This window comes from Sulfitobacter sp. KMM 9851 (assembly GCF_057178245.1).
This window is the reverse complement of sequence record NZ_JBXUCW010000002.1, coordinates 15,110-32,516: the sequence shown is the minus strand read 5'-3', so window position 1 is coordinate 32,516 and position 17,407 is coordinate 15,110. Positions and strand designations below refer to the sequence as shown.

Below are 17,407 nucleotides of genomic sequence, written 5' to 3'. Positions count from 1 at the left end.
GTGATTAAGTGTCCTTTGTCATGTCTTCGGAAATGGCATCGCCCCAGGGCGACATGGTTTCTGTGCAGCCAGAGTTGACCGTGCCGTCGCGCATCACGCCTGCGGGGCAGGCAAAGGCGTAGGGGAATATCGTACGCCGGGTTTCGACGACCTTGTGATCGGCGCGCAGTCGGTCCAGCACGGCGGCGGGCAGTGTGTCGTCGGCGATCAGGGTACCTGCATCCGAGGCATCAATGCGCGGGGCATGAAAGCTGGCGTCGAGGTCCATGCCGAAATCGGTGACAAACGATGACAATTGGGCCACGGCGCCAAGGATCTTGCGCCCGCCCGATGCACCAAAGGCAAAGCGGCGCTGTCCCTGTTCACCGATCACGGGGCAGACGTTCATCAGGCACCGCTTGTTGGGGCCAAGCGAATTGGGTCGCCCCTGCACCGGGTCGAACCACATGATGCCGTTGTTCATCAGAAATCCGGTAGAGGGCGACACCACGCGCGCGCCAAAGATCGACAGAAGCGTCTGTGTCTGTGCCACCATGTTGCCGTGCCGGTCGACCACCGAAAAATGTGTGGTGCAGCCGGGTGCCTCGGGGCTTTCGCCGGTATCGCCCATTGAACCCAGCCTACGGGCATAGGCACCTGAGAGGGCAGCGGCCATGGCGGCATAGCTGTCGGGGCCGGGGGCATCACCAAAGGTTTCGGTTTCCAGCGCGGCAAAGGTATCACGGAACGTCGGGCCTGCGGTCAGCCCCGGCACCACGTGAAACCGCGCATCGCGGTAGGCAAAGTCGAGGGGGGCGTGAAATTCGGCGCGGTAGGCATTAAGATCAGCGACCGAAAGGCACCCGCCCTTGTCACGTACGTCGCGGGCCATGGCGGCACCGAGGTCGCCATCATAAAGCGCTCGCGCCCCATGCCGCGCGATCTGATCGAGACTGTCGGCCATGCGCGACTGGTCCAGCCGCTTGTCCGCCAGCGCGGTCCAGCCGCTGACGGTGGGCCATTGGCCGTCTTCAAGAAACAGCGCTGCGGCATCGGCGTCCTTGGCCAGCTCGCGGGTGCAGGAGGCAATGACAAGGGCGGCGTACCAATCCACCAGCAGCCCCTGGCGGGCGTGGTCGATGGCGGGCGTCAGCAGGTCGGCCCAGGGCATTTTGCCAAAGCGGTCATGTGCCTGGCCCAGCCCATCGACGACGCCGGGCACGGCAACGGCAGTGGCACCCTGAATGTTGCGGTCATCCTGCACATGGTCCCAAGGAAACAGATCGCCCGCCGTGCCGCGCCCGCTGAGCGGGTAATGGGCGGGGTCCAGCGCGCCGGGGCTGCGCATGCCGTGGTTCAGCGCAATGGCCTGCCCGTCGTCCGCGCGCCAGAGCATCATCGCGCCACCGCCGGCAGGGCCGCTCATCCACGGCTCAAGCACCCCGATGACGAAAGACGTGGCGACGGCGGCATCCACCGCATCGCCGCCCGCTGCCAGCACCTCGGCCCCGGCGATGGCAGCCAGGCGGTGCTGCGCCGCAACGACGCCATGTTCGGTTTCGATCACATGTTTGCGGGTCTGGCTGCTGCGCGACAGGTTCAGGGACATTGGGTTACTCCTGCTCGTACATGGGTGTTTGCGGATCGTGCAGGTGGCAGGCGACATGGCCCTGCGGAATGGGGATATGCCGCGGTGCGTCGGTCTTGCACAGCGCGGTCGCGCGCGGGCAGCGCGGGTGAAAATGACAGCCGGGCGGCGGCGCGATGGGGTTGGGGTAGGCCATGCCAAGTTGGGTATCGGGCACGCCAAGGCCCGGTTCGGGCGTCAGAACGGATTTCAGCAGGGCCTGTGTGTAGGGATGGCGAGGGGCGTCGAAAAGACCCGCAACGCTGTTTTGCTCTACAATCTCGCCCAGGTACATCACCGCAACGCGGGTGGCGAGGTGTTCGACCACAGCGAGGTCATGGCTGATGAAAAGATAGGTCAGACCAAACTCTTCGCGCAGTTCGCCCAGCAGATTGAGGATTTGGCTCTGCACCGACACATCAAGTGCCGATGTTGGTTCGTCGCAGATCACCACCTCGGGTTTCATGATCAGCGCGCGGGCAATCGCGACCCGCTGGCGTTGGCCGCCGGACATCTGGCTGGGATAGGTGTTCATTACCCGCTGCGGCAGGCCAACGACGTCTAGGATATCGCGTACCTTTTGTGTGCGACTGGCGGCGTCGCCGATGCCGTGAACCACCAGCGGCAGGGCAATGACGTCGTGAATGCTTTTGCGGGGATTCAGCGATGAATAGGGGTCTTGAAAGATCGGCTGGATGCGGCGCGCGAGTGCCAGACGGCCTTGGTCCGCGATGTCTTGGCCGTCGATCCTGACCTGTCCGGCGGTCGGCGCCTCAAGACCCAGTAAAATCTTGGCGAGTGTGGATTTGCCGCAGCCGGATTCGCCGACGAGGCCCAGCACTTCGCCCCGGCCCAGTTGTAGCGAGACGTTATTGACCGCCGTCAAGGGTTTGACCTTGCCGAAAAGACCCTGTTTGACCCTATAGGTCTTGCTGACGGCTGAGAGTTCCAGCACCGGGGTGTCGTTTACGCTGTCCTTCATATGGTCAGCTCCTTTTCGGAATGGCGTTTGCCGTCTGGAAAAACGCAGCGGAAGGCGTGGGTGCCGTCCACATGTTTTGGAATATCGCCGCGACATTCGGCGACGGCATGAGGGCAACGGGTGCGAAAGACGCAGCCCTGCACATCACCAACCAGCGAGGGTACGATGCCGGGGATCGTGCCCAACTGGCTGCCGCGCGCGGTCTTGCCAGGAAGGGGGATGCAGCGCAGCAACCCGCGGGTATAGGGGTGCGATGGCGCGTTGAAGATGTCGCCCACGGGGCCGGTTTCGACCAATTCGCCGCCGTACATCACCGCCACCTTGTCGGCCACCCGCGCCACAACGCCAAGGTCATGGGTGATCAGGATCATCGCCATGTTCATCTCGCGGCCCAGGTCGTGCAGCAGGCGCAGGATCTGGGCCTGAATGGTCACGTCAAGCGCCGTTGTGGGTTCGTCCGCGATGATCAATTCGGGTTCGCACATCAGGGCCATCGCGATCATCACGCGCTGACGCAGCCCGCCCGACAGTTGATGCGGATATTGCGATAGTCTGCTTTCGGCGGCAGTGATCCCGACCTTTTCGAGCAGTTCAATCGCCCGGTTGCGGGCCTGTTGGCGGGTGACCTTGCGGTGCAGTAACAGCGCCTCGGCCAATTGATCCCCAATGGTATAGGCAGGGTTGAGCGAGGTCATCGGTTCTTGAAAGATCATCGCCATGCGCGCCCCGCGCAGTTTGCGCATCTGGCCCTGGCTGGCGGTGGTCAGTTCGGTGCCGTCGAATGTCATCCGGTCGGCGCGGCGCTGAATGGTCTTGCCCAAAAGCCCCATCAGCGCCAGCGAGGTCAGCGATTTGCCCGACCCGCTTTCGCCGACGATGCACAGGGTTTCACCCCGATCGAGGTCAAAGTCGATGCCGCGCACGGCGTGCAGGGTGCCACCACCGACGGGAATATCCAGCGCCAGGTTGCGGACGCTCAAAAGTGGTTCTGTCATGGGTCAGCTCCGATTTTCGGGGGCGGTTACGTCGCGCAAGCCGTCACCCATCAGGTTGATCGCCAGCACCAGCACAAAGAGCACGGCGCCGGGGATCAGGACGAGCCAGGGTTCAAACAGCATCATGTTCTTGCCTTCAGAAACCATCAGCCCCCAGCTTGGTGTCGGGGGCTGCACCCCAAGCCCGAGAAAGGACAGCGCCGCTTCGAGCAGGATTGCGTGGGCCATTTCAAGCGTCACGACGACGATCAGGTTGTTGGCGATGTTGGGCATGATTTCGGACAGCAGGATGCGCGGGGTGGAGGCGCCAATGACCTGGGCCGCGGCGACATATTCGCGCCGCCGCACCTGCATGGTCGACGCCCGCATCACCACGGCAAAGCGGTCCCACAGCAGCAGGCCCAGCACCATGATCACGACCTGCAATGACCCGCCGAGGATTGCCACGACCGCCAGTGCCACCAGCACGACGGGCATGGCCAGACGGACGTTGATCAAAAAGGTCACAACCGCGTCGACCTTGCCGCCGAAATACCCCGCAGCCACGCCCATGGCGGTGCCGATTACGCCAGAGATCAGCGCCGCCACGGCGCCGATCAGCAAGGATATGCGCGCCCCGTAGATCAGGCGCGACAGGTAGTCGCGGCCAAGATGGTCGGTGCCCAGCGGGTGATCCCATGTGCCGCCCATGAACACGGGCGGTTCCATCCGGGTCATCAGGCTTTGGGCGTAGGGATCGTGGGGGGCAATCCACGGGGCGAGGATTGCCACGATGGTCAAGATGATCAGCACGATCACCCCGATCAGCAGCCCTTGATGGCCAAAGACGCGTTTGCGCAGCATCTGGCCAGGAGTCGGGCCGATGATTTCGTCCAAAAGGCTGTCATGTGTGCCAGCGGTCATCATGTCAGCTGCTCCTCATGCGGGGATCAAGCCATGCGTTGAGCACATCGGCCAGAAAGGTGAAGACGATGTAGAACATCGAAAAGATCAGGATCAGCGCCTGGACGGTGGGCAGGTCGTTGCGTGCGATGCTTTCCCACGCGAGGTAGCCTGCGCCATGCAGAGCAAAGATCGATTCAACAACGATAGAGCCGCCCAGCATGAAGCCCATCTGCACGGCGGCGAGGCTGACAACCGGGATGATGGCATTGCGCAGCGCGTGGCGGAACAGCACGCGGGTTTCATTGGCGCCCTTGGCGCGGGCGGTGCGGATATAGTCCGACGACAGCACATCCAACATTCCCGCGCGGGTGAGGCGCATGATCGCAGGCATCGCGTAGTAGCCAAGCACGATGGTCGGCATGACAAAGTGTTTCCACGTCCCGGTGCCGGATGGCGGCAACCATCCTAGTTGGATTGCAAAGACCACGATCAAGATCAGGCCGAACCAGAAGCTCGGCATCGCTTGGCCCGCGACAGAGATGAACAATGCCAAGCGGTCGACGATGGAATTCGGCCGGATCGCCGCAACAACGCCCAGAGGCACGGCGGTGATCAGGGCAAAGCTGATGCCGCACAGGCCTAACAGCATTGTCACGCTCAGGCGATCGGCAATCAGCGTGGCGACCGGCAGGCGGAAATAATAACTTTCGCCAAAATCGCCGCGCAGGGCAGAAAACAGCCAGTCGCCGTATTGCACAAGCATTGGGCGGTCAAAGCCGTAGAGCCGCCGCAGCGCTTCGACGTCTTCGCCGCTGGCGGTTTCACCTGCCAAGGCGGCGGCAGGATCGCCGGACAGGAACAGCAGGCTGAAGCTGATGAACGACACGGTGAAGGCCACCAGTATCGCAAGGCCCAGTCGTTTGAGAATGAATTGAAGCACGGGGGGCAATTACCTTGAGGCTGCGCCCCCTTGGTTAATGAGGCGGCGGTGGGTCTGGGTGGGGGTAGTAGCGACGGGGGTGCGGTCGGGTGCGCCCCCGTCGATTTGGTTTACTTCCAGCTTGTCGTGGTGAAGCGCAGGACCTCGTCCGCCGTCGGAGTGTATTCAACCTCGGTGGTGGTGACGTAGTTGGTGTTGTAGGAGAACATCGGCGCCCAATAGGCTTCTTCGGTGATCCGTTCGATCGCCGCTGTGTAGTTTTCCTTGCGCACCGCATCGTCGGTCGCGCTGTCAGCGACGTTCAGGGATGCCAGCGTCGCGTCGTCCATCGCATAGTCGAGCGAGCCATGTTTGAAGAACTGGCTGACCATCGCAGAGGCGTCGTTTACCGAATAGCTGCCCCATGTCTGGAAGGAAATTGGGGTCTCGCCCTTCATGTTCAATTCGCGCAGCGCCGAGTATTGCAGCATCTTGAAGTTGGTGGTGATGCCCACGGCGTTCAGGTAGCTGGTGATTGCTTCGGCATATTCGCGGTCGCGGTAGGCATAGAAATCGGTGGTAAACCCATCGGGATAACCCGCTTCGGCCAGCAGAGCTTTGGCCTTTTCCGGGTCGTAGTCATAGGATACCGCTGCGTCGACGTCACAGCCGAATTGGCTGGGGAAACAGGGCGTGGAGATCACCTGCGATTTACCCTTGAGCAGGGCATCAACCAGTTCCTGACGGTTGATCGCGTGGTTCACGGCCTGACGCACGCGAATGTCGGTAAAGGGGGTGTCGCCCGACCGGCCTGCGGCATCCATCGCGAGGTAGCCCACGCGCATGGTGGATTCGTTGGACACGATGAACTGGTCCAGCTCGGCCAGCTTTTCGGCCTGGTCCGCAGGCACTTGCCAGATCAGATCAAGCGTGCCGCTGAACAGTTCAGCCATCTGCGTATTCACATCCGGGATCGTGCGGATATCGACATTTTTGATGGTTGGCTGGCCCTTGGGGCTGTCGTGGTAGTTTTCGTTGGCGACCAGCACGAAATGCTGACCCGGTACCACATTGGTGACCTTATAGGGGCCGGTGCCCACAGGCTTGAGGCCCATGCCCTCTGGGCCGGCTGTTTCGTAGTAATCGCTGGGGTACATCGACACCGGGCCGGAGAGGAATTCGATCGCCGCCGGGAAGTTTTCCTTGAGCATGATACGGACGGTGTAATCGTCGATCTTTTCGGCGGATTTCATCCAGTTCACATTGCGCTGTGTCTTAACGCCATTGGCTTCGTCGGCTACGTAATTGACGGTAAACACGACATCATCAGCGCTAAAGTCGGACCCGTCATGAAAGGTCACGCCTTCGCGCAGTTTGAATTCGATGGTCGTGTCGTCGATCCATTCCCAGTCCGTCGCGAGGTTGCCTTTGTATTCATTGGTTGCCGGATCGCGATAGATTAGCCCATCCCAGATGGCGCGCTGAAGCACGACGCCCTCGCGGGATGAGTTGAAATAGCTGTCGACGTTTTCGAGCTCTTTGGTGAAGGCGACGCGCAGCGTGTCGTCGGCCTTGTCTGCCCAGGCTGCACCGGATGCTGCCGCAAGGACGATGGCCGTGATGGTTGATTTGAAGACCGTGGATTTCATGGTCGGCTCCCTGTTGTTTGCGAAGTGAATTTCGGAACACTTTTGACTTGAAGCATGTATCATAATGTAATATACAATATTGCTATACGATTGATTAACGCGAACTGACTTGGTGGCGTCAAGCCCTCGGATCACGTTTCACTGGTGGTGTTGGGGCAAGTGGTTGGAAAAGAAGCAAAATACTCTTTACGTGGGTTCGCTTGCGAAGGGGTTGCGCCTGTTACGCGCCTTTGATGAGACACACACTGAGTTATCACTGGTTGAACTTGCGCAGCGCACCGAGCTGGACAAAAGCGCGGTTCAGCGTTTGGCTAATACGCTGCACATCGAGGGGATGCTGGATAAAGATCCTGTCACGCGGCGGTTTCGGCCTTCGCACGCCTGGCTTGGATTAGCCTATGCCTATTACTGGTCGGATCAACTAGTGGGGCAGGCGATCCCCAAGTTGATCGACCTCAGTCAGGAAATCGGCGAGACGGTCAACCTTGCCGAATTGTCGGGCGATCACATCATCTATGTCAGTCGGCTGCCGTGCAAACGTACCTATTTTGCAGCCACCGTGGTGGGCCGCAGCCTACCGGCGCTGTCCACGTCGGGCGGGCGGGCGATCATTTCGACCTTTTCGGCCGAGGACCGCGAAGAGGCGATCCAAACCTGGCCGATCAAGCCTTTTACCACCCGCACCACGATGGACCGCGACGCGATACGACGCAGCATAGATGAGGCGGTGGAAAGCGGCTATGCGATCTCGACCGGGCAGATGATCCTGTCGGAGTTGGGCGTAGCCTGCCCGATCACCGGGCCTGACGGGCGCGCCTTTGCGGCAGTGCAGTGTTCGGTGTCGGCCCATACCTGGTCGCGCGAACGGATCGAGGAGGAAATTCTGCCACGGCTTCAGGACACTGCCAACGCGATCTCGCCCTCGTCACAGGTTCACCGCCGATAGGGCGCTGCCGCGCCTTTGGTCGGATATTTGCGTAGGCGCGCCTTGCGGCCAGATATTTGCTTTAGCGCGCCTTGCGGCGCGGGCGAGGGTGTGCGCAATTGGCCGCAACATGGGGGCCAACGGAAGGCACAAGAGATGACGACGATGACACGCTCGGGAACACACCTGACTGTTCTGGTGGTTCTTGGGTCGACCCACCTGCTGAACGATCTGATGCAATCCCTGATCCCGGCGTCCTATCCGATTTTGAAAGAAGCCTATGCGCTGGATTTCGTGCAGATTGGCATGATCACCCTGACATTCCAGATCGCCGGTGCGCTATTGCAGCCCGTCATCGGCATGGTGACGGATCGCTATCCTGCGCCCTATTCCCCGGTAGTGGGTATGATGTTCACGCTGTCGGGGCTCGTTAGTCTGGCCTTTGCGCAGAGTTATTTGATGATACTGATGTCGGTGGCGCTGATCGGCATCGGGTCGTCAGTCTTTCACCCCGAAGCGACGCGGATGGCGCGCTATGCCGCAGGTGGGCGTCAGGGACTGGCGCAAGGTATCTTTCAGGTCGGCGGGCAGGCGGGCGGTGCGCTGGGTCCAGTCTTTGCCGCGCTGATCATCGTGCCATGGGGTCAGCCGAGCCTGGCGTGGTTTGCAGTGGTCGCGCTGGCGGCGATGCTGCTGCTGACCTGGATCGGGAGCAAGCAGCGCGCGATCCGCGATGAATTTGCCGCGATGCGCGAACGCAACAAGGGCAGTGTCAATGCAGTGGTGCACGCGCCTGTCACCATTGCGATCGGACTTGTCGTGCTGACGGTGCTGATGTTCACCAAGAACGCCTATGGCGAGAGTTTTCGGTCATTCTATACGTTTTACCTGATCGAAAAGTTCGGCCTGTCCATTCCCGCGTCGCAGCTCATGCTGTTTGTGTTTCTGCTGGCGGCGGCGGTGGGTGTGTTGATCGGCGGGGTGGTGGGCGACCGGATCGGGCGCTATCGGATCATCTGGATTTCGGTCCTTGGGCCGCTGCCGCTGACCCTGATCCTGCCCTATGCTGATCTGTTCTGGACAGGGGTGTTGACGATCATGATCAACCTGATCATGGCCAGCGCCTTTGCCTCTATCCTGATTTACGCGATGGATCTTTTGCCCAACCGGATCGGTCTGATCGGGGGGTTGTTTTATGGTCTGAACTTTGGGTTGGGCGGTGTCGCCGCTGCGTTTCTTGGGGTCTTAGCCGAGAGTTACGGGGTTGAGACGGTTTACGTCATCTGCTCATTCCTGCCGCTTGCTGGCTTGTTGACCTGGTTCCTGCCCCGACTTGAAGAAGGCCGTTAGGGGGCGCGGCCCGACCTGCGCGCATCACGGCCGGGCATCGCCGTTGGTTAATGCCGGGCGACCAAATGGCCATCCCCGACATCGTCATGCACGACGACCTGCGGCGGATCGCCCACGGCGCGTACGGGGCTGGGCGGGTCTGAGGCGTCGATCACCCGTGCGGGCAGGGCGCGGTCGGGGTCGGCGTGAGGCACCGCCTGGATCAGGCGGCGGGTGTAGGGATGACGCGGGTCACCGAAAATCTGCGCCCCAGTGCCAAGTTCGACGATCTGGCCGAGGTACATCACCGCAACCCGGTCAGCGATGTTTTCGACCACTGCCATGTCGTGACTGATGAACAGGTAAGACATGTTCATTTCACGCTTTAGCTCTGCCAGCAGGTCAAGCACCGTAGCCTGAACCGAGACATCAAGCGCTGATACGCTTTCGTCCGCGATGATCAGCTGTGGTTCAAGCGCCAAGGCGCGGGCGATGCAGATACGCTGGCGCTGGCCGCCGGAGAATTCATGCGGGTAGCGATCAAGCGCCTCCTGACCCAGGCCCACGCGGGCAAACAGGGCGGCGGCCCGGTCACGGCGGGTGGCAGCGGTGCCAATGCCGTGGATCACCAGCGGCTCGCGCACCAGATCGCCCGCTGTCATGCGCCCGTTAAGCGCGGCCATCGGGTCTTGGAACACCATCTGCAACTCGCGGCTGATCTGCTTGCGCCGGGTGGCACTGTTGCCCAGCGGTTGCCCTTTAAAGTGGATATCGCCGGTGTGGGGGACAAGCCCGGTCAGCGCGCGCGCGATGGTGGATTTGCCACAGCCGCTTTCCCCCACGAGGGCAAAGGTCTCGCCGGGATGGATGTCAAAGGATACACCTTCAACGGCATGCACCCGTTGAACCACTCGGCCCAGAATGCCGCCATGCAGATCATAGGCAACGCGGGTATCGCGGAAAGACACGAGCGGCGCGCTTTGCGGATCGGGGTGGGTGCCGTGGCCGGTGCCCATGCGCGGCACGGCGGCCAGCAGTTTGCGGGTGTAGGGTTGTTCCGGCGTCGCAAAGAGTTTGCGCACAGGGGCGCGTTCGACCATGCGGCCGTTTTGCATGACCAGCACATGATCGGCCATTTCCGCGACGACGCCCATATCATGCGTGATCAGGATCAGCGCGGTGCCCATGTCGCGGGCCAGATCGCGCAAAAGGTCCAGCACCTCGCGCTGCACGGTGACATCCAGCGCGGTTGTAGGTTCATCGGCGATGAGGATATCGGGACGCAGCGCAATGGCCATGGCGATGACGACACGCTGGCGCATCCCACCCGAAAGCTCGTGGGGGTACTGGCGCAATCTGCGCTCGGGTTCTGTCAGGCGCACGGCGCGCACGGCCTCCAGGGCGCGTTTGCGGGCTTGGCCGACAGAGATGTTTTCGTGCGCGCGGATCGCTTCGACAAGTTGCACGCCGATCCGCATGACGGGGTTAAGCGCGGTCATCGGTTCCTGAAAGATCATCGCGATGCGGTTGCCGCGCAATTGTTGCAGGCGGTGTTCCGGCATACCGGTCAGTATCTGGCCGTCAAAGTGGATACTGCCCCCGGTGACCCGCACCGCAGGCGGCGGCAAAAGACCCATGATGGCAAGTGATGTCAGCGATTTTCCGGACCCGCTTTCACCTGCGATGGCAAGGGTTTCACCCTTGTTCAGCGTGAACGAAAGGTTCTCGACCAGCGGCATCAGCCCCTGCTCTGTGCGCACAGAAATGCACAGGTCGTCGACGGTCAGGATGGCGGTCCCCCCCGCCGCCTGCGGCGCCGGGGAGAGGTGCTGGACTACGGTCATTCAAACACACATCGCGGAAAGTAGAAGGACACGACCCAATTGGGCATATCCACGATTTCAGAGATGCGCAGGTCGCCGCAGGTAGAGACCAGCATATAGGCATCCTCGGCAGCGAGCCCTTGGGTGGCACAAAGCAGGTCGACCATCTGGCTGACCGCCTCGCGGGCGCCGGACATCAGATCAGGCCCGATCCCGGTGGTCACCTCATAGCCTTTGGCATCAAGGTGGTTCGTGACCGGACCCGGCGTGGTGAACCGGGGCATCCTGAGTTTGGCGTCCTTGATCAGATCTAGGGTCACCGTCGCGTTCATCGGGCTTTCGATCGCGGTACCGCAGACTTCGCCATCGCCCTGCGCTGCATGGGTGTCCCCGATGGAGAAGAGCGCCCCTGCCACCTCGACCGGCAGATAAAGCGTGGTGCCCGCTGCCAGATCGCGGATATCAAGGTTACCGCCCACGCGCCGGGGCGGCACGATACTGTGCAGTCCCGGTTCTGCCAACGCGCAGCCGATGGTGCCCGCGAAGGGTTTCAGCGGCACCCGTCCATGTTTGCCAAAGAGTGCTGGCGCCAGTGTGTCGGGGTCATAGTCCCAGATCGTCAGCGCCGGGTCGGTGAACTGGTCGGCCAACAGGCCAAAGCCCGGGATGTTAGCCGTCCAGCCAAACCCCGAAGGGGTGAACCCCTCGATGGTGATTTTAAGCGCGTCGCCCGGTTCCGCCCCTTCGACATAGATCGGGCCGGAGACCGGATTGATCTTGCCGAAATCCAGCGTTTCCACGTCCTTGACGGTGCTCGATTTGGTCAATTGACCGGCCGAACTGTCGTGGCAGTGGAATTCAAGGGTCGCGCCGGGGGCCACCGTCTCGGCTGGGACAAACGAGTTGTCCCAGCCAAAGTGGTGATGGCGTCCGTGGATTGTATAGTCAGGACATTTATTGCACATCGGTTACATACACATAATCGTAGTTGACGGGGATCGAGACCGGATCGACATAAAGCGCATCTGCGCCGCCCATCCGCTCGGACTTCATGGTGTAGCGCTGTTCGTTGAACACCGGCACCCAAGGGGCGTCGTCCATGACCTTCATGTAGACATCAGACCATTTTTGCAGCCGTGCCTCGACCGCGTCGGGGTCTGTCATGCTGTCGGCTTCGGTGGCCATCGCGTCGATCTCTTCGTTGCAATACCACGACCAGTTCCAGCCGCCCTGCACCGCACCAGCACAACCCAGGATCGGACCGTAGAAGTTTGACGCATCGGGGAAGTCAGCAATCCATGCCATGCCGCCTGACCAGATCATCGGGGCCTGATCCGCTTCGCCGCCCGCAGCGATGACACTGGCCTGGGCAAGTGACTGGATCGACGCCTTGATGCCGATGTTCGCCAGATCCTGCTGAATCGCCTGCGCAATCCGTGGGTTTGGATCTGTGTTCATAACGTAAAGCTCGGTTTCGAACCCGTCGGCAAAGCCGGCAGTGGCTAGCATCTCTTTGGCCTTTTCGGGATCATAGGCATAGCCTGCATAGCCTTCGGTGTAGCCAGGCATCGACGGCGGCAGGGGCTGCGTGGCCGGCACAGCGCGGCCATTGATCACCTGAGTGATGCGTTCCTTGTTGATCGCCATGTTCACGGCGCGGCGCACATCGACATTGTCAAAGGGCGGCATTTTCACATTCAGTGTAATGTACCCGGTGTGCAATTGGCCGCCTTCAACCACGCGCGCGGCTTGGGCGGGGTCCGCCATCACCTCTTGGAACTTGGCGGGCGGGATACCGTCACCCGGCACGTCGACTTCGCCATTTTGCAAACGCAGCAGGGCCACGATGGGCTCTTGCCCCACTTCAAAGGTCACGCTGTCGAGATAGGGCAGGCCTTCGCGCCAGTAGTCTTCGTTCTTTTCAAACACCAGCCGCTGGCCGATGGTCCATTCGCCCAGTTTGAACGCCCCGGTGCCCATTGCAGTCTTGCCAAAATCGGCCCCTGCTTCTTCGACCGCTTCGCGGGCCACGACAGAGGCAAAGTTTAGCCCCATGACATGCAGGAAAGTCGCATCGGGGCGTGACAGGGTGATTTCGACCGTGAGGGGGTCGACCACTTTGACGCCATCAAGTGTTTCGGTGTCACCGTTTGAGATCGCGTCAAAGCCGGCGATGGAGGCAAAGAAGCCTGCGCCGGGGCTTTGCGTCTTGGGGTTGGTCACGCGGTCGAGCGAATATTTCACGTCCTCCGCTGTCATTTCGCGGCCGTTGTGGAATTTTACACCTTCGCGCAGCTTGAAGGTAAACGTCATGCCATCTTCGGAAATCTCATAGCTTTCGGCCAGACCGGGGCGCAGATCGGTGGTGCCGGGGGCATAGTCCATCAGCCCATCATAAAGCGATTTTATCATCGACCAGTTCTGCCAGTCATAGCCAATGGCGGGGTCTAGGGTGGCCACGTCGTCCTTGTACGAGATGGTGATATTGCCGCCCGATTTCGCGTTCGGGTCCATGTCAGAGTGGGCATCGGCAAAGGTCGGCGCGGGCAGGGCCAGTGCGGCGACCAGCGCGGTTGAGGTCAAAAATCTTTTCATGGTGTCTCTCCTTGTTGGGTGGTTTTTTGTGGTTAATGTCAGCGGACCTTGATCCGCGGGTCGGCGAACAGCGATGCGATGTCTGCCACCAGATTGCCGATCACGATGGCGCAGGCCGAAACCAGCGTGACGCCCATGATGATCGGAATGTCGACACGTTGGATGGCCTGCCACGCCAGTTGGCCGATGCCGGGCCAGCCAAAGACGGATTCAACCACGACAATGCCACCCATAAAGATGCCAACGTCGATCCCGATCATGGCGATAATGGGCAGGATGGCATTGGGCAGCGCATGGCGCAGCAGTACACGGGCGCGCGACAGGCCTTTGGCGTGGGCGGTGCGGATGAAATCCTGGCGCAGCACGTCGATCATCGACGAGCGCATCATGCGGCTGTACCAGCCCGAGCCTAAGATGCCGAGGGTCATGGCGGGCAGCACCAGATGCGCGAAAGTGCCGTAGCCGCCGATGGGGAACCAGCCGAGCTGCACTGCGAAAACATAGAGCAGCAGCAGGCCAACCACGAATTGCGGTGCAGACACCCCAATAAACGAGGCGATCATCAGGCTGTTGTCGGTGGCGGTGCCCCGGCGCAGGGCCGCGACCACGCCCATGGTCAGCCCTACCACCAGTTCGGCCACGATCGCGCCGACCATCAGCAGCAGGCTGGCGGGCAGGCGGGCGGCGATGAGGGTGCTGACTTCGGTTTTTTGGAGGTAGGAGCGGCCAAGATCGCCCTGCACGAGACTGGTCAGGTAGCGCCAGTATTGCACGATAAAAGGTTGATCGAGGCCCAACTGTTCGCGGATATTCGCAACCGTCTGTGCCGTGGCTGATCGCCCGGCGATCTGGCGCACCGGGTCAGACGGCAACAGGTATAGCAGCGCAAAGGTGATCAACGACACCCCCAGCAGGATCATCGCGGATTGCAGCAGGCGTCGGGCAAGGAAATTGATCATTGGTCTTGCCCTCTTTGGGTCGGGTCAAGCACATCGCGCAGCGCATCGCCCACAAGGTTGAAGGCCAGGGCAAGAGACACGATGGCGAGGCCGGGAAAGAACACCAGCCAAGGGGCCGCTTGGAAATAGGTCTGGTTTTCAAAGATGATGTTGCCCCAGCTCGGGGTCGGTGGCTGCACGCCCACGCCCAGATAGCTTAGCGTTGCTTCGAGAAGGACGGTTGTGGAGATGCCCAAGGTGCCCCAGACAATAATCATCGGAACGAGATGCGGCAGGATATGTCGAAAGAGGATGCGCATATGGCCCGCGCCTAGCGTCCGTTCGGCGGCGATGAATTCGCGCTGCGACAGGGATGAGGTTTCTGCGTAGATGACCCGCGCGGTCTGGACCCAATTCACCGTCGCGATGACCATGGCGACAATCCACAGGGACGGCTGAAAGATCGCGGCAAGGCAGATCGCCAGCAAGAGGGCGGGGAAGGCCATCATCAGATCTGTCAGCCGCATCAGCACAGAGCCGATGAACCCCCGAAAATATCCGGCGGTGATCCCTACCAATGTTCCAATGACCAGCGCGACACCATTCGCCACCAGCCCGATGATCAGCGAGGTCCGCGCGCCGTAAAGGATGCGGGTCAGCAGGTCGCGGCCCAGCAGATCAGTGCCCAGCAGAAACTGCGCACTGGGCGGCATCGGCGCACCCTGCATGGTCAGCCCGTCAAACATCTGGGTATTGGGATCGTAGGGCGTAAGCCAGGGCGCAAAGATTGCCCCGAAAAAGGTCAGCGCGACAAGGAATAGCCCGATCAACGCCAATTTGCGCCGCCGCAGCCGGGCCCAGATTGACGGGGCGCGGACGCGCAGGGTGGCTGGGTTAATTGCTGTCACGCAGATTTCCTTTGTCTGTGGCGTTTTCTACGATCCGGGTAGCGGCCTCTTCGACGGTGATCCGCCAGGCCATGGCAAGCTGGCGCAATTGGTCGTAGGCGGCATCCTGCGATTTGCCCTGCGCCGAAAGCAGTGCCACGGCCTGTACAACGGTTTGCCGCGCCGACATCCTGTGGCGCAGTTGTTTGATCTCTGATGTCAGCGTGCGGCGCAGTTCGAACGAGTGGCGCGCCATCAACAGCGCAGAAAACGCGCCGCTTGAGCCAACGGGCTTGAGCAGCAGGGCATCCGCCCCCATGCGAGCGGCCCATTCGATGCGCCCCGGCGCTTCGGTTCCGACGAGGGCAATCATCGGCATCGGTGCGGTGCCGGGGGCCCAGGGAAATTGCGCGTCATGGCCCATATCGGTGTCGTAAAAGATGAAATCCGCTGTGATGGCAGAGGCGGGCAAATCTGGCCAAGCGTGGGTCACGCTGAGCCCGATGGCGTTGAGTTGCCGCATCAGGGCAGCGACATGATCGGGCGCGGGATGCACGATGACGGCGCGCGCTTGATCAAGGTTTGGAATGTCCAAAGTGCCTGCCATTACGACACGACGCTCAGCTTGGGGTGGCCGACATCGGGGTGGCGCGAGGGCCGGGTGAGATAGGGATCGGGGGCGATGTCAGGCCAGTGGTGCAGCACCTCAAAAACGCCGCCGCGTACCTGTGCCACCTTAACGCTAAGCGTGCTGTGGTGGGTCGCCGGATCAATGCCGAAGCGCGCACCGTGGCTGGCGATGAAATTCTCGAACGGTTGATCGCCCTGCGCCGTGATCATGGCGGCCAGCGTCAGCACCGACTGACGCGAAATGATCTCGAACGATGAATCGCGGCCTTCGGGGTTGGGCGATGGGCAGAAATGCGGCCCGACAGACACCAGCCCTTCGGCATCCGCGCCCAGCTGCGGCAGTTCGGCTTCGGTCAGGTTGCACGACACCACAGGGCAGGTGTCGGCGGTGAAATGCGGGTCGCGGCGACCCAATTCAGCGTAGGCGCGCAGAAAGGCATATGAGCTGGCACCCACCAGCGAATTGAGGATGAAAGCGGGGCGCAGGGTTTCGATCTCGGCGATGAGAGTTGCAATATCTTCGTCGCCCAGCGGCAGATACCGTTCGCCCAGAACGCGGCCACTGGCCTCTTCCGTGCGCATCCGCGCCACGCGGCAGGTTTCCCAGCCCCAGATATAATTGGACCCGACGAGATAGGGCGTCGTGCCGAAATTCCGGAAACACCAGCTAAGCAGAGGCAACAGGTGCTGGTTGGCGCAGGCGTGGGAATAGATCACCCGGTTGGATGTCTCGAACCCCTCAAACGGCAGGTTGTACCACAGCATCGCGTTGGTGCGGTCGAGTATCGGGATCACTTCCTTGCGCGCGGACGAGGTGACGCAGCCGATCACATGGCGGGCATCGGAATTGGCAAGGATGTCGGCGCACAGGGGGGCGTATCGGTCAATCCGCCCTTCGGGATCGCGCAGGATGGGCCGGAACGAAATCTGTGCATCGGCTGAGGCGTTTACCGCGTCGATCCCCGCAATTGTCCCACGCAAGACGGCGCGGGACATAGCGTCATAGGTGCCGGATTGCGAATAGAGCACCCCAAGATCGACAGTTTTTTTCACGGCGCCCCCCTAAAACGAAAAAGGCCTCACGCGCACGTATCCGTGCGACATGAGGCCTGTTTGCCCAGCGGATATTTCCGCATGTGGTAATAATAAACGAAATAAAGATGCGGCTGTCGAGTCTTGATTGCATGATTTCGCATCCAAATCGCAAAGACTGCGCAACAATCGGGCTGTAACGCCGAAAGATG

The 17,407-nt window shown here is 61.1% G+C and carries 15 protein-coding genes; 2 read left to right on the top strand and 13 right to left on the bottom strand.

Going from position 1 to position 17,407, the window contains the following annotated elements; all coding sequences use genetic code 11:
* Positions 1–4: 4 nt before the first annotated feature.
* The 6 genes from AC1965_RS18455 to AC1965_RS18430 form a co-directional block, all read right to left on the bottom strand.
* A complete protein-coding gene (locus AC1965_RS18455; RefSeq protein WP_483887185.1) occupies positions 5–1,588 on the bottom strand; it encodes a gamma-glutamyltransferase in 1,584 nt (527 codons plus the stop codon).
* Between the two features lie 4 nt (positions 1,589–1,592).
* Positions 1,593–2,588, bottom strand: a complete 996-nt coding sequence (locus AC1965_RS18450) for an ABC transporter ATP-binding protein (protein ID WP_483887184.1) — start codon at positions 2,586–2,588, stop codon at positions 1,593–1,595.
* The gene (locus tag AC1965_RS18445; RefSeq protein WP_483887183.1) at positions 2,585–3,583 is read right to left on the bottom strand and encodes an ABC transporter ATP-binding protein; all 999 of its coding nucleotides are present in this window, start codon (positions 3,581–3,583) and stop codon (positions 2,585–2,587) included. Before AC1965_RS18445 ends, AC1965_RS18450 begins: the two co-directional genes overlap by 4 nt.
* A gap of 3 nt (positions 3,584–3,586) precedes the next feature.
* Positions 3,587–4,486, bottom strand: coding sequence for an ABC transporter permease (locus AC1965_RS18440; RefSeq protein WP_483887216.1), 900 nt, complete (start codon positions 4,484–4,486; stop codon positions 3,587–3,589).
* Positions 4,487–4,490: 4 nt separating this feature from the next.
* The gene (locus AC1965_RS18435; RefSeq protein WP_483887182.1) at positions 4,491–5,408 is read right to left on the bottom strand and encodes an ABC transporter permease; all 918 of its coding nucleotides are present in this window, start codon (positions 5,406–5,408) and stop codon (positions 4,491–4,493) included.
* Between the two features lie 110 nt (positions 5,409–5,518).
* Positions 5,519–7,036: an ABC transporter substrate-binding protein gene (locus tag AC1965_RS18430; protein WP_483887181.1), complete on the bottom strand. Its 1,518-nt coding sequence runs from the start codon at positions 7,034–7,036 to the stop codon at positions 5,519–5,521.
* A gap of 190 nt (positions 7,037–7,226) precedes the next feature.
* On the opposite strand from AC1965_RS18430, the gene AC1965_RS18425 reads away from it, so the two are divergent.
* Both AC1965_RS18425 and AC1965_RS18420 read left to right on the top strand, forming a co-directional pair.
* Entirely contained in the window at positions 7,227–7,982 is a 756-nt protein-coding gene (locus AC1965_RS18425) for an IclR family transcriptional regulator (protein ID WP_483887180.1), read from the top strand.
* Positions 7,983–8,117: 135 nt separating this feature from the next.
* Entirely contained in the window at positions 8,118–9,311 is a 1,194-nt protein-coding gene (locus tag AC1965_RS18420; protein WP_483887179.1) for an MFS transporter, read from the top strand.
* 47 nt (positions 9,312–9,358) lie between these two features.
* Here AC1965_RS18420 and AC1965_RS18415 read toward each other — a convergent pair whose 3' ends face one another.
* The 7 genes from AC1965_RS18415 to AC1965_RS18385 are packed head-to-tail and all read right to left on the bottom strand — an operon-like array spanning position 9,359 to position 17,216.
* Positions 9,359–11,134 (bottom strand): ABC transporter ATP-binding protein, encoded by a 1,776-nt coding sequence (locus tag AC1965_RS18415; protein ID WP_483887178.1) that lies wholly within the window; start codon positions 11,132–11,134, stop codon positions 9,359–9,361.
* On the bottom strand, positions 11,131–12,078 hold the full coding sequence (locus tag AC1965_RS18410) for an acetamidase/formamidase family protein (RefSeq protein WP_483887177.1): 948 nt from the start codon (positions 12,076–12,078) through the stop codon (positions 11,131–11,133). Before AC1965_RS18410 ends, AC1965_RS18415 begins: the two co-directional genes overlap by 4 nt.
* Positions 12,068–13,708 (bottom strand): ABC transporter substrate-binding protein, encoded by a 1,641-nt coding sequence (locus AC1965_RS18405; protein WP_483887176.1) that lies wholly within the window; start codon positions 13,706–13,708, stop codon positions 12,068–12,070. Before AC1965_RS18405 ends, AC1965_RS18410 begins: the two co-directional genes overlap by 11 nt.
* Before the next feature lie 38 nt (positions 13,709–13,746).
* The gene (locus AC1965_RS18400) at positions 13,747–14,667 is read right to left on the bottom strand and encodes an ABC transporter permease (RefSeq protein WP_483887175.1); all 921 of its coding nucleotides are present in this window, start codon (positions 14,665–14,667) and stop codon (positions 13,747–13,749) included.
* Positions 14,664–15,545, bottom strand: a complete 882-nt coding sequence (locus tag AC1965_RS18395; RefSeq protein WP_483887215.1) for an ABC transporter permease — start codon at positions 15,543–15,545, stop codon at positions 14,664–14,666. Before AC1965_RS18395 ends, AC1965_RS18400 begins: the two co-directional genes overlap by 4 nt.
* Positions 15,541–16,140 (bottom strand): ANTAR domain-containing response regulator, encoded by a 600-nt coding sequence (locus tag AC1965_RS18390; protein WP_483887174.1) that lies wholly within the window; start codon positions 16,138–16,140, stop codon positions 15,541–15,543. The genes AC1965_RS18395 and AC1965_RS18390 overlap by 5 nt, the downstream gene beginning before the upstream one ends.
* Positions 16,140–17,216, bottom strand: coding sequence for a transporter substrate-binding protein (locus AC1965_RS18385; RefSeq protein WP_483887173.1), 1,077 nt, complete (start codon positions 17,214–17,216; stop codon positions 16,140–16,142). Before AC1965_RS18385 ends, AC1965_RS18390 begins: the two co-directional genes overlap by 1 nt.
* Positions 17,217–17,407: the final 191 nt, after the last annotated feature.

Excerpts from the sequence above, each read along its gene's own strand:
- AC1965_RS18455 (WP_483887185.1), bottom strand. The coding sequence starts at position 1,588 with ATGTCCCTGAACCTGTCGCGCAGCAGCCAGACCCGCAAACATGTGATC.
- AC1965_RS18450 (WP_483887184.1), bottom strand. The coding sequence starts at position 2,588 with ATGAAGGACAGCGTAAACGACACCCCGGTGCTGGAACTCTCAGCCGTC.
- AC1965_RS18445 (WP_483887183.1), bottom strand. The coding sequence starts at position 3,583 with ATGACAGAACCACTTTTGAGCGTCCGCAACCTGGCGCTGGATATTCCC.
- AC1965_RS18440 (WP_483887216.1), bottom strand. The coding sequence starts at position 4,486 with ATGACCGCTGGCACACATGACAGCCTTTTGGACGAAATCATCGGCCCG.
- AC1965_RS18430 (WP_483887181.1), bottom strand. The coding sequence starts at position 7,036 with ATGAAATCCACGGTCTTCAAATCAACCATCACGGCCATCGTCCTTGCG.
- AC1965_RS18420 (WP_483887179.1), top strand. The coding sequence starts at position 8,118 with ATGACGACGATGACACGCTCGGGAACACACCTGACTGTTCTGGTGGTT.
- AC1965_RS18415 (WP_483887178.1), bottom strand. The coding sequence starts at position 11,134 with ATGACCGTAGTCCAGCACCTCTCCCCGGCGCCGCAGGCGGCGGGGGGG.
- AC1965_RS18410 (WP_483887177.1), bottom strand. The coding sequence starts at position 12,078 with ATGTGCAATAAATGTCCTGACTATACAATCCACGGACGCCATCACCAC.
- AC1965_RS18405 (WP_483887176.1), bottom strand. The coding sequence starts at position 13,708 with ATGAAAAGATTTTTGACCTCAACCGCGCTGGTCGCCGCACTGGCCCTG.
- AC1965_RS18400 (WP_483887175.1), bottom strand. The coding sequence starts at position 14,667 with ATGATCAATTTCCTTGCCCGACGCCTGCTGCAATCCGCGATGATCCTG.
- AC1965_RS18390 (WP_483887174.1), bottom strand. The coding sequence starts at position 16,140 with ATGGCAGGCACTTTGGACATTCCAAACCTTGATCAAGCGCGCGCCGTC.